The sequence below is a fragment of the Nonomuraea sp. NPDC049028 genome (assembly GCF_043197735.1).
Lineage (GTDB): Bacteria > Actinomycetota > Actinomycetes > Streptosporangiales > Streptosporangiaceae > Nonomuraea.
The window spans coordinates 1-14,559 of the sequence record NZ_JBICTR010000029.1; the positions used below are offsets into that span (position 1 = coordinate 1).

Here is a 14,559-nt window from a genome sequence, read left to right on the forward strand (position 1 = left end):
TGATGACTACCGTGCTTCGGCTCAATCTCGCTCCCAGCGCCTCGACAGCCGGGCCATCTACCGCTCCCATGGGCCAACTAACGCCCCCAATGTCATTGGTGACATGCGCCGGAGAAGTCCTGTGGGTCACAGAGGCTGGCCCGCGTTCGCAGATCCCATGGGGGGTCCGCGTTCGTGAGCGCACAGAGCGGTCCTGCCCACAATCGTGAGTGCAGGGCGGGCCTGCTTGTGTTCGTGAGCGCGCAGAGCGGTCCTGCCCACAATCGTGAGTACGGGCCGGGCCTGCTTGCGTTCGTGAGCGCACAGACCGGACCTGCCACGTTGCTGAGTACAGGCTTGGGCCTGCCGACGTTCGTGAGCGGATAGACCGGTCCTCGTGGGACCTTGTCGGTCGTACCTGACTCACCTGACAGATCCTCAACAAATACTCAACGTCCGGCTCCCTATCTTCCTCTCACAAGCTCGAACGGAAGATCTCGAACGGAGGAGCAGGACATGAAGCCGATCACGAAGCTCGCCACTGCAGTGGCCGTGACAGTGCTCTCGCTGGGCACGATGGACACCGCCGCACAGGCATCGGCGCCGCTCAGCACGTCGAACGTCTCCAGCGTCACCACCAGCGCCGCCGCCTACCTGGCCGGCGGCTGCCAGGCGGCGAAGAGCAACTACGGGAACATCAAGGCTTACTACTACACCCAGGGCAGGTACGACTACTTCAACCGGATCAACTGGTACCTCGGTGGCCCCGGCCTCAGGAACAAGAACAACGTCCGCCTGAGGATCCGCTTGGAGCGGCGGGGCCTGCCGGACAAGACGATCTGGTCGTACACGTCCGGGGACAACGTGTCGCCCGGCGGCGGCGGGAGGTCGGTCCCCAACATCCGGGTCAAGCGGAGCGACAAGGTCCACGTCGACTTCAACTTCGTCTTCGACCGTAGCGGCTCGGACCCCCACTGCGGCGACCGCACCAACAGCCTCTGATCGCTAGGGTCCCTGACTGTTTGTAGGCGGTCTTTGACCACTCGGAGGGTGGCGCGCCACGGGCGCGCCGCCCCTCGGGCATCCGGCAGATGTGTTCGCAGACCTCACTGACAACAGGATGATCGCCGTCGCGCAGCCCTCCGGTACTGGGGGTCGGGCGCCCCTGGTTACGGGGGTGAGTCGCGCGTCCCTGGGGGTACGGGGGTAGGCCGCGCGCTTCTGCGGTACTTGGGGGTCACGCGCCGTAGGGCCTGGGGTGAGTCGCGCGCTCCTGAGGTACGGGGGGTAGGCCGCGCGCCTCTGAGGTACTTGGGCATCACGTGCGCCTCAGGCTACGGAGGCGAGTCGCGCTCCTGGGGTACGGGGGGTAAGCTGCGCGCCTCTGCAGTAGCGGGGGTGCGTGCCTCTGCGGTACGTGGTGGGTCTGCTCACTGTCTCCTACTGAGATCCCAGTCGTCAGGGCTGATCCGGCCGCATTCACCGTGCGATGGCTCGGCAGCGATCCGGCCACGCGTACGAAGCCGCGCTCGGGTCACGTTCAGGAGGTACGTTCGCCCTCACCACACGCGTCGGCCCCACGACCAGCTCCTCCCTGACCGCCCACGCTGCCCCGGCCTGCCGCGTTGAGATCCACGCGCCCCGGTCTGGCGTGCTGAGATCCATGCGGTTCTGGCTCGGTGCGTTGAGATCCACGCGGCCCGGTCTGGCGTGCTGAGATCTACGCGGTTCTGGCCCGGTGCGATGAGACCCGCCTCGCCCTCGCCTGGTGCGCTGGCACCGATGCGCTGAGAGGTGCTAAATCCCGAAGCCCTAGCATGGAACTCGAAGATCGGAACTCCGGGAGAGGCACTGTGGCGACCGAAACCGACCTGCGGCACCTGCGGCGATGTGTGGAGTTGGCGACGGAGGCGCTGGAGGTGGGAGACGAGCCGTTCGGGTCCGTGCTCGTGTCCGCTGACGGGATCGTCCTCGTCGAGGATCACAACCGCGTGGCCGCCGGTGACAATACCCGGCATCCGGAGTTCGAGCTCGCTCGGTGGGCAGCAGCGCATATGACGGTTGAGGAAAGGGCGGCCGCGACCGTCTACACCTCTGGGGAGCACTGCCCGATGTGTGCGGCCGCGCACGGGTGGGTCGGGCTGGGGCGCATTGTGTACGCGAGTTCGTCGGAGCAGCTTGCCGGGTGGCTCGCCGAGTTGGGCGTTCCCGCGCCGCCGGTGCGGACACTGCCGATCCAGCAGGTCGTTCCGGGTGCCGTGGTGGAGGGACCGGTGCCCGAGCTTGCAGCCCAGGTACGGGAGCTGCACCGACGTCGTCACAGCGCCTCTGGCTGAGGTCGGCCCGATATGGACCCCTGGGAGCTGCACCGACGTCGTCACAGCGCCTCTGGCTGAGGTCCGCCCGGTACGGAACCCCGGGAACTGCACCGCCGCCGTCACGGCTCCGCCGGCTGAGGCTCGGCCGGTACGGACGACCGTCACGGCGGTCCCTGGATGTCCGGGATACGGGCTCGGCAAGTCTGTCCCGTCAAATTGCTGGTCCCGTCAAGCGTGCGGGTCCCTGCCAACAGTCAGACTGCCGATACACGTGCAGGCCCAGTCACACATGCAGTCCGCCTCGCACGTGCAGGCCCAGTCGCACATGCAGTCCGCCTCGCACGTGCAGGTCCCGTCCAGTGGACGTCCCGTCACTCGCGCAGGCCCGTGAAGCGTGCGGGCCGCGTCCAGCGGACGTCCCATCGCGCGTGCGGGTCCGGTCAAAGGTGCGGTTCCCACCGTCGAACATGCAGGGTCCTGCCACGATCCACTCATCCCGTCAGACGTGCAGTTCCCCCGACAGCACCGTGACCGCTCGCCCGGCCAGGTGTACGCGGTCCCCGTCCAACCGCACGTGCACCAGCCCGCCCCTGGCCGACAGTTGCGCGCCCACCATGGTGTCCCGTCCCAGCCGCTGCCCCCAATAAGGGGCCAGCGCGCAGTGTGCCGAGCCCGTCACCGGGTCCTCTAGGACGCCCACGTTCGGGGCGAAGAAGCGGGAGACGAAGTCGGTCGACGAGCCCCGCGCCGTGACGATCACGCCACGGGCCTCGATGGTGGCCAGTGCCGCGATGTCGGGTGCGAGTGAACGTATCTTCGCCTCCGATTCCAGCTCCACCACCAGGTCGAGATTGCTCCTCCCGACCTGCACCGGTGCAGCTCCGAGTGCATTTTCCAACCCGTCGGGAACGGCCGTCGGCGACACTTCCTTCGCCGGGAAATCCATCGTGATCATGCCGTTGGCCATGCGATTCACGGTGAGTGTTCCGCTCGCCGTACTGAATTCGAGCTGACCGCCGGCCGCACCTGTGGAATAGAGCACATGTGCGGTGGCCAGCGTGGCGTGGCCGCAGAGGGAGACCTCGACCGCGGGGGTGAACCAGCGGAGCGAATCGCCGAGCAGGAAGGCGGTCTCCGACAGGTTCATCTCCGTGGCGACGGCCTGCATCCATGACTCGGGAGAGGGCGAGTCCAGCAGGCACACCGCGGCCGGATTGCCCCGGAAAGAAGTGTCGGTGAAGGCATCTACAGTGAACACGCGCATGTATCGAGGCTATCGGGGGAGAGATATCCAGGTGATACCTGGCCGCTAGCCGTACAAAATGGAATTAGTTGTGGGCGTGTCGCACGGCGAACTTCTCGTCGTCGGTTAACGTCCAATGGTGGGACGTGCCGATTGAGGTGAGTTCCTGAGGAAAGGACAAGCCGATGGGGGCAGTGCGCAAGGTGGTGAGCTACCTTGGCCTGGGCGGGATCGACCACTACGACGACGGCTACGACGACGAGCAGTACGAAGAGGAGTACATGCCGGCGACGGAGCGGGCGGCGAGGCGCTGGCGTTCGACCGCCGACTCGTCACGAATCGTGATGGTTCAGCCGCTCAAGTACAACGACGCGCCGATGATCGGGCAGCACTTCCGTGATGGCCAGACGGTGATCATGGACGTGACGGGCATGCCGATGCCGGAGGCGACCAGGATGGTCGACTTCGCGGCCGGCCTTGCCTATGGCTGTGAGGGTCGGATCGAGCGCATCGCCGACCGCGTGTTCCTGCTCGCGCCGGCCCACGTGGAGATCGAGAACTCCTAGGCCGCGCGCGGGCCGCGACGGATCAGCCGGGTGAGCTCGGCCGAGTCGTCCGCGGCCTGTTCCGCTCGCGTGACCGCCTCACGCGCGTATCCATGCAGCGCCCACACCGCGCCGTCGGCCAGCTCCTTGAGCTCGGCGATCTGCGCGGCCACGTAGCGGGCGTCCGATTCAACGGCCTTGCGGCGCCGCCAGAGTTGCCAGCCCGCCAGGCCCAGCAGTGCCACCCCCGGTGCGGCGAGCACGGGCACCCCCAGCCCGTCGGCCAGCAGCGCCCCGAGGAGCAGACCGACCCCCGCCACGATCAGCGCGACGGCCGCCCATGGCGGCCGTCGCCGCAGCGTGCCCTGGTCCACGATCTCGCGTTCGGCCGCCGCGAGTGAGGCATCGTCTGGCCCCTCGGGGTGCAGCTCGATGTCGTGGCCGAGCAATGAGACGGTCACCGTGTCGGGCGGCGCGAGCCGGCTGTCGGATTCGAGCTCCTCCGCTACGCCGCGCAGGATCGGGCCCGCCACGTGCAGGGCGAGCGCCGCCAGATGCGGATCGGCGCCGGGGCGCAGGTCGTCGAGGAGGTGCGAGCTCAGCGCGGCCATCGGTCCTGCGGGGCCGCCGAGTCCGATGAGTGAGCGGAGTACGGCCAGCGGCTCGTCCTCCTCCCACGCGGCGGCGGGGCTGCCGGAGCTGTTGGTGAGCGGGGTGGAGGAGTCGTGCTCGGCCTGCTTCGCCGAGGTGATCTCCGCGCATCGGGCACGCAGCCGGGCGAGCCGCGCGGCTGCCTGGACGGGCGTGGCGAGTTCGGGGATCTCCGCCATCTCCGGGAAGTCGAGCAGCGAAGGGGGCACCACCACCGACGGCTCGCCGGGGAGGAGCGCCTGCGTCCACTGCGCGGCGTCCGCGTGCTCGGGTACGGCCACCGCGTCGAGCTTGCGGAGCACGAAGATCTTCCCGGCGGGGCCGTACGCGCCCCTGGCCGCGGCCAGCCAGAGCGCCCGCTGACCGTGGGTGACCGGCTGGTCGAGCGACAGGTCGCCGAAGGCGGTGCCGAGCCAGGAGGCGTGGATGCGGCTGCCGTGACCCGCGACGGCCAAGGCGAGCGCCAGGAAGAGCGCGGTCTGCTGCTGGTCGCGCCCGGCCGCCTTGCTCAGCGGCGCCAGCGGGTCGTCACCGGCGAGGATCGCCACCAGCGCTTCGACGGCGGGTGGCAGCCAGTAGCCAGGTTTGTCGGGAAAGTCGGGCGGGGCCGGGGGCGCGGCGCCGTTGGCGGCCAGGTGAGACAGCAGCGCCTCGGCATATCGGTGCAGCTCGGTTGCTGCTTGGGGGTCGGCAGTCAGGTCCGTGCTCAAGGCAGAGAACTCCCCCATAGTGGCCTCAGTTCATGACCGCGTAAAGCCTAGCCGGGGGGCGCGCCGTCCAGGTGGAGGCGCGCCCGCACGTGCTACATGCGCTCGGGCACCGGGACGCCGAGCAGATCGAGCCCTGTCTCCAGGACTCGCAGGGTCAGCGCGCAGAGAGCGAGCCGGTGCGCCTTCGTCTCGGCGTCGACCCCGTCCTTGGCCACCGGGCACTCCTCGTAGAAGGTGCTGAAGAGGCTGGCGGTCTCGAACAGGAAGGCGCAGAGCCGGTGCGGCTCCGACAGGGCCGCGACCTGCTCCACCAGTGCGCCGAAGCCCAGCAGGTGGAGGGCCAGGGCGCGCTCGGCGGGCTCGCCGAGCACGATGTCGCCGGTCGCGTCGGCCGGGGCCACGCCCGCCTTGCGGAAGATGGAGCGGATCCGGGCCGTCGCGTACTGCATGTAGGGGCCGGTGTTGCCGTTGAACCCGAGCATGCGGTCGTAGTCGAAGACGTATTCGCTGTCGTGACTGACCGACAGGTCGGCGTACTTCACCGCACCCATGCCCACAGCGTGCGCGATCTCGGCCCGCGCGGTCTCGTCGTAGCCGCGGTCGGCGATGGCCGCCGCGGCCCGGTCGACCGCCTCCTGCAGCAGGTCCATCAGCTTGATCGACTCGCCGGACCTGGTCTTGAACCGGCGCCCGTCCTTGCCGAGCATCATGCCGATCTGGACGTGCTCGGCCGAGACCGTCTCGGGCAGCCAGCCGGCCAGCTTGGCCGCCGCGAACACCATGCGGAAGTGCAGCGCCTGGTCGGCGCCCACCACGTAGAGCATGCGGTCGGACTTGAGGTCGTCGACCCGGTAGCGGATCGCCGCCATGTCGGTGGAGGCGTAGCCGTAGCCGCCGTCGCTCTTCCTGACGATCAACGGCAGCGGCTTGTCGTCGGAGCCGGTGAAGCCGGGCGGAAAGACGCAGAGCGCGCCCTCGCTCAGCACGGCGACCCCGGCGGCCTCCAGGTCGTCGCAGGTCTTCTCGAGCATCGGGTTGTACATGCTCTCGCCGGCGATGTCGGCGTCGGTGAGTGTGACGCCGAGCATGCCGTAGACCTTGTTGAAGTAGCGGATCGTGGCGTCCATGAAGACGTGCCAGAGCCGCAGGGTCTCCGGGTCGCCCGACTGGAGCATGGTCACCCGCTTGCGCGAGCGGACCTTGAACTCCTCGCCGCCGTCGAACTGGCTCCTGGCCGCCTGGTAATACTCGGTGCCCATGCCGGCTTCGAGCTGCGCGACGGCGGCCTCCTCGCCGATGTCGAGCAGATGCTCGATGAGCATGCCGAACGGCGTGCCCCAGTCGCCGAGGTGGTTCTGCCTGATGACGGTGTTGCCGAGGTGCTCGTGCATGCGGGCCAGCGAGTCGCCCACGATCGTGGTGCGCAGGTGACCGACGTGCATCTCCTTGGCCGCGTTGGGCGCGGAGTAGTCGACCACCACGGTCTGCGGCGGCGTGGCGAAGCCGACGCCCGCGCGCGGGTCGTCGAGCATCGCGGTCGCCTCGGACTCGATCCACGAGTCGTCGAGCGCGATGTTGAGAAAGCCGGGACCGCTGACCTCGACCGTGCCGGGGAAGTCGGACAGCTCCGCGGCGATGGCCTCGGCGACCTCCCGCGGCGCGCGTCGCAGTCGCTTGGCCAGGCTCATCGCGACGTTCGCCTGGAAGTCGGCGAACTGGGAGGGCCGGATCAGCGGATCTGCGTCGGCGTACTCGGAGCCGAACGCGTGCGCCAGCGCCTGCTGGACGCGCTCGGTGAGCACTGTCTGCGGGTCGGTCATGGTCTAAGGGTACCGGCGACCTTGACCGCCACGCTGATGCCCGCGGCGGCCACCACGGAGATGCCGACGGCGGTCAGATCGTTGCTCAGATCGCCGGGTTCGAGGGCGAAGAAATGGCGGATGAAGGGGATCGCGAGGGCCAGCGCGAACAGCCCGGCCATGGCGCCGATCATGGCGATCCGCCCCAGGGTGAGCGGCTTGGTGATCAGGATGAGCACCCACCAGGTGGTGAGGAAGAGCGCGATCGTCGCCGACGTACGGTCCTCGATCAGGGTGGAGGTGCCGCTGTGCGCGGCCCAGAACGCCAGGAACACCGCGCCCGCGCAGAGCAGCCCGGCGGGTACGGCGAAGCGCAGCACCCGGGGCACGAACCCGGGCTTGGCGCGTTCGAGTGTCGGCGCGAGCGCCAGGACGAACGCCGGGATGCCGATGCTCAGCGCGTTCACCAGCGTGGAATGGCGCGGCGCGAACGGGAACATCAGCCCGAGCACCCCGGTGAGCAGCGACAGGGCGATCGCGTAGAACGTCTTGGTGAGGAACAGGTTCGAGACCCGCTCGATGTTGGCCAGCACCCGGCGGCCCTCGCCCACCACGTGCGGCAGCGAGGAGAACTTGTCGTCCAGCAGCACCACCTGGGCGACTGCCTTGGTGGCCGGACTGCCCGCGCCCATCGCGATGCCCAGGTCGGCGTCCTTCAGCGCGAGCACGTCGTTGACGCCGTCGCCGGTCATCGCCACGGTGTGGCCGCGCGACTGGAGCGCGCCGACGAAGGCGCGCTTCTGCTGAGGGGTGACGCGGCCGAACACGGTGTGGGTGTCCAGCAGTTCGGCCAGCTTGGCCGGGTCGTCCGTCGGCAGGGTACGCGCGTCGATCGCGCGATGGCCGTCCGGGATCTCCAGGCCGGTGGCGATCGCGGCCACGGCGTCAGGATTGTCGCCGGAGATCACCTTGACGGTGACGCCCTGCTTGGCGAAGTACCGCAGAGTCTCGTGCGCATCGGGCCTGATGCGCTGCTTGAGCGTAACGAGCGCGACGGCCTCCGCCGTTCCGTCGGCGGCCTTCTCGGTTCCGGCGGCCGGCGCCACGCTTGCGGAAGCCAAGCTGTCCAAGCTGTCCGCACGGCACAGCGCCAGTACGCGGGCGCCGGTCGAGGCCAGCTCGGCGGCCCGCTCGTAGCCGTCGGCGGTGGCGTCGAGCAGGACGTCGGGGGCGCCGAGCAGCCACACCCCATGGGGGCCGAAGTCGGCGCCGCTCCACTTGCGCGCCGAGGAGAACGGCACGACGTCGACGGCCGTCCACCCGTCGGCCGCCGCGGGGTAGCGGGACTGGATGGCCTTGGCCGTGGCATTGGGCCGGTGGTCCACGTTGGCCAGGGCGGCGAGCGCGTCGTGGATCGGCCGGCCGTCGCTCAGGGGGAGTACCTCGCCGAGGTCCATGCCGCCCGCGGTGAGCGTGCCGGTCTTGTCGAGGCAGAGCACGTCGACCCGGGCCAGGCCCTCGATCGCGGGCAGCTCCTGGACCAGGCAGCTGCGGCGGCCGAGCCGTACGACGCCGACCGCGAAGGCGATCGAGGTCATCAGCACCAGGCCCTCGGGGATCATGGTGACGATGCCGGCGACCGCGCCGGTGATGGCGGTGCCGAAGTCGGCCGAATTGCGCAGCTGGCTGTAGATCAGCAGCGTGCCGATCGGGATGACGAGCCAGGTGATGTACTTGATGAAGTTCGCGACGCCTTCACGCAGTTCCGAGCGCGCGAGGTGAAACCGGCTCGCCTCCTCCGCTAACCGTACGGCGTAGGCGTCGGTGCCGACCTTGGTCGCGACGAACGCGCCCGAGCCCGCGACGGCGAAGCTGCCCGACAGCACCTGGTCGCCCGGCAGCTTGTGCACCGGGTCGGCCTCGCCGGTCAGGAGCGATTCGTCGATCTCCAGCCCGTCGGACTCGACGACCTCGCCGTCCACCAGCAGGCGGTCGCCGGGCCCGAGCAGGATCAGGTCGCCGAGCACCACCTGGCGAGGCGGGATCTCCTGCTCGCGGCCGTCCCTGCGGACCGTGACCGGCGCCTCGTTGATCACCGCGAGCCTGTCGAGCGTGCGCTTGGCCCGGAGCTCCTGCACGATGCCGATCAGCGCGTTGGCCACGATGACCAGCCCGAACAGCCCGTCCTGCCACGCGCCGAAGATCAGGACCAGCGCCCAGAGCACGCCGATGACCAGGTTGAACAGGGTGAAGACGTTCGCCCTGATGATCGCGCCGAGCGACCTGCTCGACCGGCGCGGCACATGGTTGGTCTTCGCCCCCGAGACCTGTGCTGAAGTTAAGCCGTCCACACAACCCCCAGATTTGTGGATCCGCCACAGACTATGGGGTTCTCAGGCGATGCGGGCGGTGTGCGGCCGCGATTCTGTCGCCGATGCGTGCCACGACGCCCTGCGCCGACAGGTCGGCGGCGAGCCGGCAGGCGGCGCTGATGCCGGCCGCTCTGGACGAGCCGTGGGCGATCACCACGGTCCCGTTCAATCCGAGGAGTACGGCACCGCCATGGGCCTCGGCGTCCAGGCGGCTGCGCAGCTCGCGCAGGCGTGACCGCTGCAGGAACGCCCCCAGCCTGGCCGTCCTGCTGTCGTCGATGGTCCGCCGGAGCTCGCCGAACGCGTAGCGGACCGCGCCTTCCATGGTCTTCAGCGCGACGTTGCCGGTGAAGCCGTCGGTGGTGATCACGTCGGCGATGCCGGTCAGCAGGTCGTGGCCCTCGATGTTGCCGATGAAATGGAGGCCCGGGGAGCCTTGCAGCAGCTCGTGGGCCCGCTTGACGATCTTGTTACCCTTCTCGGCCTCACTGCCGATCGTGAGCAGGCCGACCTTGGGCGTGGAGATCTCGTACGCCAGCTCGGCGTAGACGGACCCCAGATGCCCGAACTGCACAAGCATCTCCGGCTTGACCTCGGCGTTCGCGCCCGCGTCGAGGAGCAGCGTGGGTTTCGGCAGCGTGGGCAGCGCGACGGCGATGGCCGGCCGGAGGACCCCCTGCTGGGCCTTGAGCCTGAGCCGGCCCGTGGTCACGATCCCGGCGGTCGAGCCCGCGGATACCACCGCCGACGCGTCGCCCCGCCGTACGAGATGGCAGGCGATCGCGATGCTGGAGCGGGGTCGGCGCAGGCTGGCCAGCGCGCCCTCGTCCATCGCCAGGGCCTCCTCGGCCCGCACGATGGGGATCTCCTTGGTCGCGTCGTGGTCGGCGAGCGCCTCGTACAGCACCTTGGGCGAGCCGACGAGCACCACCGCCAGCCCGCGCTCGCGCACGGCGTGCACGGCCCCCGCCACGATCTCGTGCGGCGCGTGGTCGCCGCCCATGGCGTCGAGCGCGATCGGCCTGGTGTCGGACAAAAGGTCACCTCGTACGGCTCGCGGAGCGTTCCTGTGGTGCGGCCGGAACGCGGTCGCGCCGCGGTCGGCCCCCCGTTTCGCCCCCGTCCGCATCGTAGGCAGGGTGTCCGCCGGGCCGATCGGCGGGTGGCCGCGTCAGCCGACGCTGTTCAGGTTCCAGTCGGAGACCTCGCGCGAGACGATGACCTTGGAGAACATCGATCGGCCCGTGACCCGGATGAGCGGGCCGTCCTCACGCGTGCCGCCGCTCACCTGGCGCTTGCCGAACATGGAGCCGCCCTCGTCGACCACCTGGGCGTTGTCGGGCACGAGCACGATCAGCTTGCTGAAGCGGGCGTCGGCCTCGATGGTGATCTCCCGGCCGGGCAGCACGGCGTCCGTCAGGTCGATGATCAGCGCGCCGAACCTCGCCGACAACCTGGTGTGGCGGGAGGCGACCCAGCGGCCCTTCCTGATCACCTTGCTGAACTTCGAGTCGATCGTCTGCTGCTCAATACCGAGGGCCACCATGTTTGGCGCCGACACATCGGGCAGGTCAGAGGTGATGGGGACCAGTTCACCGACGGTCTTGGCCGTGTAGGCAGCGTCGAGGCGGTCCGCGTGTTCGAGGCTGGTGAGCCTTCCGGTGGCGAGGGCCTCACCGAGCACCGCGGCCACGCGGTCGCGGTCGGCGTCGGAGGCGCGCATAACGGGATCAGGGGTCACAATTTGCCAGTCTATTCCCTATCGAGATATGTCGCGAGCGGTCAAACCTCAGCGAAAACTTGGAGACCAATGGAACCGGGGACGCTGTGCATAGCGTCCGGGTATAAGAACCGTAGACGCATGACAGGCGCCAGAGGTTTACAGCGGATCGAACAAAAAAGATGGGAAAGGCTTAGTGATCTTGAACCAGGCGGGCACGCGCCGCTTCAGGGCGTACACGTCCAAGCACCTCGACGAGCTCCTGCGACGTGCGGGGCTCGACGATGAGCAGCGGCTGAAGGTACGCGCCGTCGCCACCGTGCTGCCCTTCCGGACGAACGCCTACGTTGTGGACGAGCTCATCGATTGGTCGGCAGCGCCCGACGATCCCATATACCGTCTCGTCTTTCCCCAGGAGGACATGCTTCCGGCCGCGGACGTCGCGAGGCTGGCCGACCTGCTCAAGGCCGAGGCGCCCAACGTCGAGATCCAAGCCGAGGCCAACCGGGTGCGTGCGCAGCTCAACCCGCACCCCGCCGGGCAGAAAGAGCTCAACGTCCCCCGGATCGGCGCGGAGCCGGTGCCGGGGCTGCAGCACAAGTACCCCGAGACCGTGCTCATCTTCCCCAAGCAGGGGCAGACCTGTCATGCCTACTGCACCTACTGCTTCCGATGGGCGCAGTTCGTCGGCGACGCGGACCTGAAGTTCGCCTCCGACGACATCGACCAGATGGTCTCCTACATCCGTCAGAACCCCCAGGTCACCAGCGTGCTGATCACCGGCGGCGACGCCATGATCATGGGCGAGCCGGTGATCAGGCGATACATCGAGCCGCTGATCGGCCTGGAGCAGTTGGAGTCGATCCGGATCGGCACCAAGGCGCTGGCCTACTGGCCGCAGCGGTTCGTATCCGACCCCGACGCCGACGCCACGCTCGAACTGTTCGAGCAGGTCGTGGCCGGGGGCAAGAACCTGGCGTTCATGGCCCACTTCACGCACCCGCGCGAGCTGGAGTCGCCGCTGGTCGAGTCCGCGGTCAAGCGGATCCTCGGCAGCGGGGCAACGATCAGGACCCAGGCGCCGCTGATCCGGTCGATCAACGACGATCCCGCCATATGGTCGGGCATGTGGCGGCGGCAGCACAGCATGGGGATGATCCCGTACTACATGTTCGTCGAGCGCGACACCGGCCCGCAGGACTACTTCGCGGTTCCGCTCGCCCGCGCGTACGAGGTCTTCAGGGAGGCCTACTCCAAGGTCTCAGGGCTCTGCCGGACCGTCCGGGGGCCTTCCATGTCGGCCACCCCCGGAAAGGTGTGCGTGGACGGCGTGACCGAGATCGCCGGTCGGCGGGTGTTCGTGCTCCACTTGATCCAGGCCCGCGACCCCTCTCTGGTGGGCCGGCCGTTCTTCGCCGAGTACGACCCGTCAGCGGTGTGGCTGACGGACCTGCGTCCGGCCTTCGCCGATCGCTTCCCGTTCGAGGTATCCGTGGAAGACATGCTCGTGCCGGCCTGAGCGGTCAAGCGCGTGCCCCGCAAGCGGAAAGATTGAGCCCCCGGCCCGTGACAATTGTTTTCCCGACCGTTGTCGACGGGCCGTCGGGGCGCCTCTTCTGAATGCGGGTGACGTCAACGGAATATCGGATATACACCCCGGCTATTTCCCGATTTGTCTCCCGACTCGACACCCCTCCCATGATCGCCTCTGGGCTGCTGAAGGCCGTGTGACGTGGACTTTCCGTGGCCTGCACCCGGCCGGCCGCGGTGATACAACTGCGTCAGTAGCTCAGCCGGGACGGCGCGCTTCGTGTGGTGCCCATAGCGTGTACGCCACGGCATTCGGGGGTTATCGAGACGCATCTCAGATTTATTCGAGAGCGCTCGATCACGAGCCGGGAAGGCAAATCATGAAACGTATTATCAAGACGGCGGTCGCTGTCGCGGGGTTGGCGCTGGCCGCGGCGTCGTTCGCGTCGGCCGCCCAAGCTGAGGCCCGTTACTCCGCGGTCGGGAGCCTGCCGGGGGGCGGTGACCCGATCCAGCCTCTGGGCGGTGTGAACGGCCTGAACGGCTTGTCCGCCGGGGCCAAGGTCGGTGGGGTTCTCAACACTGAGGTGTCCGGTCCGCGAGCCGCCTCCGAGCGGGCTGAGGGGGTCGCTCTTCGGGCCGTTCCCCAGCGGGGCGCCGCCACCGAGGAGGTCTCGCCGTACTTCGGCGGCCGCCTGATGAGTCCGCCGCCGAGCAGGCGCACGGGCCGGCACGCGGATGGGCCCAGGGGCGGGCGCATGGACGACCCCAGGGGAGGGCCCATGGATGGGCGCATGGACGGGCCCAGGAGCGGGCCTTTGAACGGCCCCAGGGGCGGGCCCATGAACGGCCCGAAGAGCGGACCTATGAACGGGCCGAAGAACGGCCCCGTGAACGGGCCCATGAACGGACCCGTGAACGGGCCCATGGACGGCCCCAAGGGTGGGTCCATGGACGGGCGCGCAGATGGGCCCAGGGGCGGGCGCATGGACGGGCGTGCGGACGGGCGTAGGGACGGGCGTTGGACCTGGGGCGCGGACCCGCGTGCGCATGGGCGTAGGGGCTGGGGCTCGGAGGCGCATGCGCATGCGAGCACTCGCACAGGCGCCCACGCGGACGCCCAGGCAGGCGATCACCCGGACGGACGTGCGGACGCACGTGCGGGCAGGCGCAAGGACCGGTTCGAGAACCGGTTTGAGGACCGGCTGAAGCACCAGCTCCAGAACCAGTTTGAGGACCCGAGCACGGACCCGCGCAGGGACCCGCGCACGGATCGGCGTACGGGCGAGCAGGCGGGCGTGGGCGAGGTGCCCGGTGCCGCGCGTCTGGCGGAGCCGGTCGCGTCCGTCGACGAGATCGCCCCGCTCGTCGAGGACGCGTCCCACGCGGTCTCGACCTACGGGAAGAAGACCGCCGGGAGCCTCAGCGGCACGGTGACCCCGCTCGCGGGGACCACTGAGGCGACGGCGGACGCTGTCTCGGGCTTCTCCCGCACGGCCGATCGCGGTGTGATGGCGATCTGACCCAGGCTGGTGGCGGTGTGGTAGCGATCTGACCCAGGCTGGTCGCGATGTGATCGCGATCTGGCCGCGACGCCTTCCGGATGTCGGGCGTTCGAGCCGTGGTGGCGGTTCGTGAGTGTCATAGGTGCGTGCGCTCAGGAACGGGCCGCGACGGCCACGAGACGGCGCG

11 protein-coding genes are annotated in these 14,559 nt (G+C 69.0%); 5 read left to right on the forward strand and 6 right to left on the reverse strand.

Annotated elements, in window-relative coordinates:
* Window positions 1-495 precede the first annotated feature (495 nt).
* A complete protein-coding gene (locus ACGFJ2_RS58230) occupies window positions 496-981 on the forward strand; it encodes a hypothetical protein (RefSeq protein ID WP_357961680.1) in 486 nt (161 codons plus the stop codon).
* Window positions 982-1,832: 851 nt separating this feature from the next.
* Window positions 1,833-2,315, forward strand: a complete 483-nt coding sequence (locus ACGFJ2_RS58235) for a nucleoside deaminase (RefSeq protein WP_357961683.1) — start codon at window positions 1,833-1,835, stop codon at window positions 2,313-2,315.
* Between the two features lie 481 nt (window positions 2,316-2,796).
* Here the strand turns inward: ACGFJ2_RS58235 and ACGFJ2_RS58240 are convergent, their stop codons facing one another.
* Window positions 2,797-3,561 (reverse strand): PhzF family phenazine biosynthesis protein, encoded by a 765-nt coding sequence (locus ACGFJ2_RS58240; protein ID WP_393483903.1) that lies wholly within the window; start codon window positions 3,559-3,561, stop codon window positions 2,797-2,799.
* A gap of 164 nt (window positions 3,562-3,725) precedes the next feature.
* Between ACGFJ2_RS58240 and ACGFJ2_RS58245 the strand changes: the two genes are divergently transcribed.
* The gene (locus tag ACGFJ2_RS58245) at window positions 3,726-4,106 is read left to right on the forward strand and encodes a cell division protein SepF (protein ID WP_357961688.1); all 381 of its coding nucleotides are present in this window, start codon (window positions 3,726-3,728) and stop codon (window positions 4,104-4,106) included.
* On the opposite strand, the gene ACGFJ2_RS58250 is transcribed toward ACGFJ2_RS58245, so the two are convergent.
* The 5 genes from ACGFJ2_RS58250 to ACGFJ2_RS58270 form a co-directional block, all read right to left on the reverse strand.
* Entirely contained in the window at window positions 4,103-5,446 is a 1,344-nt protein-coding gene (locus ACGFJ2_RS58250; protein WP_357961691.1) for a hypothetical protein, read from the reverse strand. The genes ACGFJ2_RS58245 and ACGFJ2_RS58250 overlap by 4 nt on opposite strands.
* 92 nt (window positions 5,447-5,538) lie before the next feature.
* A complete protein-coding gene (gene argS / locus ACGFJ2_RS58255) occupies window positions 5,539-7,266 on the reverse strand; it encodes an arginine--tRNA ligase (protein WP_393483907.1) in 1,728 nt (575 codons plus the stop codon).
* Window positions 7,263-9,596: an HAD-IC family P-type ATPase gene (locus tag ACGFJ2_RS58260; protein ID WP_393483910.1), complete on the reverse strand. Its 2,334-nt coding sequence runs from the start codon at window positions 9,594-9,596 to the stop codon at window positions 7,263-7,265. The genes argS and ACGFJ2_RS58260 overlap by 4 nt, the downstream gene beginning before the upstream one ends.
* Window positions 9,597-9,627: 31 nt before the next feature.
* A complete protein-coding gene (gene plsX / locus ACGFJ2_RS58265; RefSeq protein WP_393483913.1) occupies window positions 9,628-10,653 on the reverse strand; it encodes a phosphate acyltransferase PlsX in 1,026 nt (341 codons plus the stop codon).
* Between the two features lie 135 nt (window positions 10,654-10,788).
* Window positions 10,789-11,358 carry a DUF1707 domain-containing protein gene (locus ACGFJ2_RS58270; protein ID WP_357961702.1) on the reverse strand — a complete coding sequence of 190 codons (570 nt, stop codon included), beginning with the start codon at window positions 11,356-11,358 and terminating at the stop codon, window positions 10,789-10,791.
* Window positions 11,359-11,533: 175 nt separating this feature from the next.
* On the opposite strand from ACGFJ2_RS58270, the gene ACGFJ2_RS58275 reads away from it, so the two are divergent.
* On the forward strand, window positions 11,534-12,856 hold the full coding sequence (locus ACGFJ2_RS58275) for a lysine 2,3-aminomutase (RefSeq protein WP_357961704.1): 1,323 nt from the start codon (window positions 11,534-11,536) through the stop codon (window positions 12,854-12,856).
* A 391-nt stretch (window positions 12,857-13,247) separates the two neighbouring features.
* Window positions 13,248-14,390, forward strand: coding sequence for a hypothetical protein (locus ACGFJ2_RS58280; RefSeq protein ID WP_393483916.1), 1,143 nt, complete (start codon window positions 13,248-13,250; stop codon window positions 14,388-14,390).
* Window positions 14,391-14,559 lie beyond the last annotated feature (169 nt).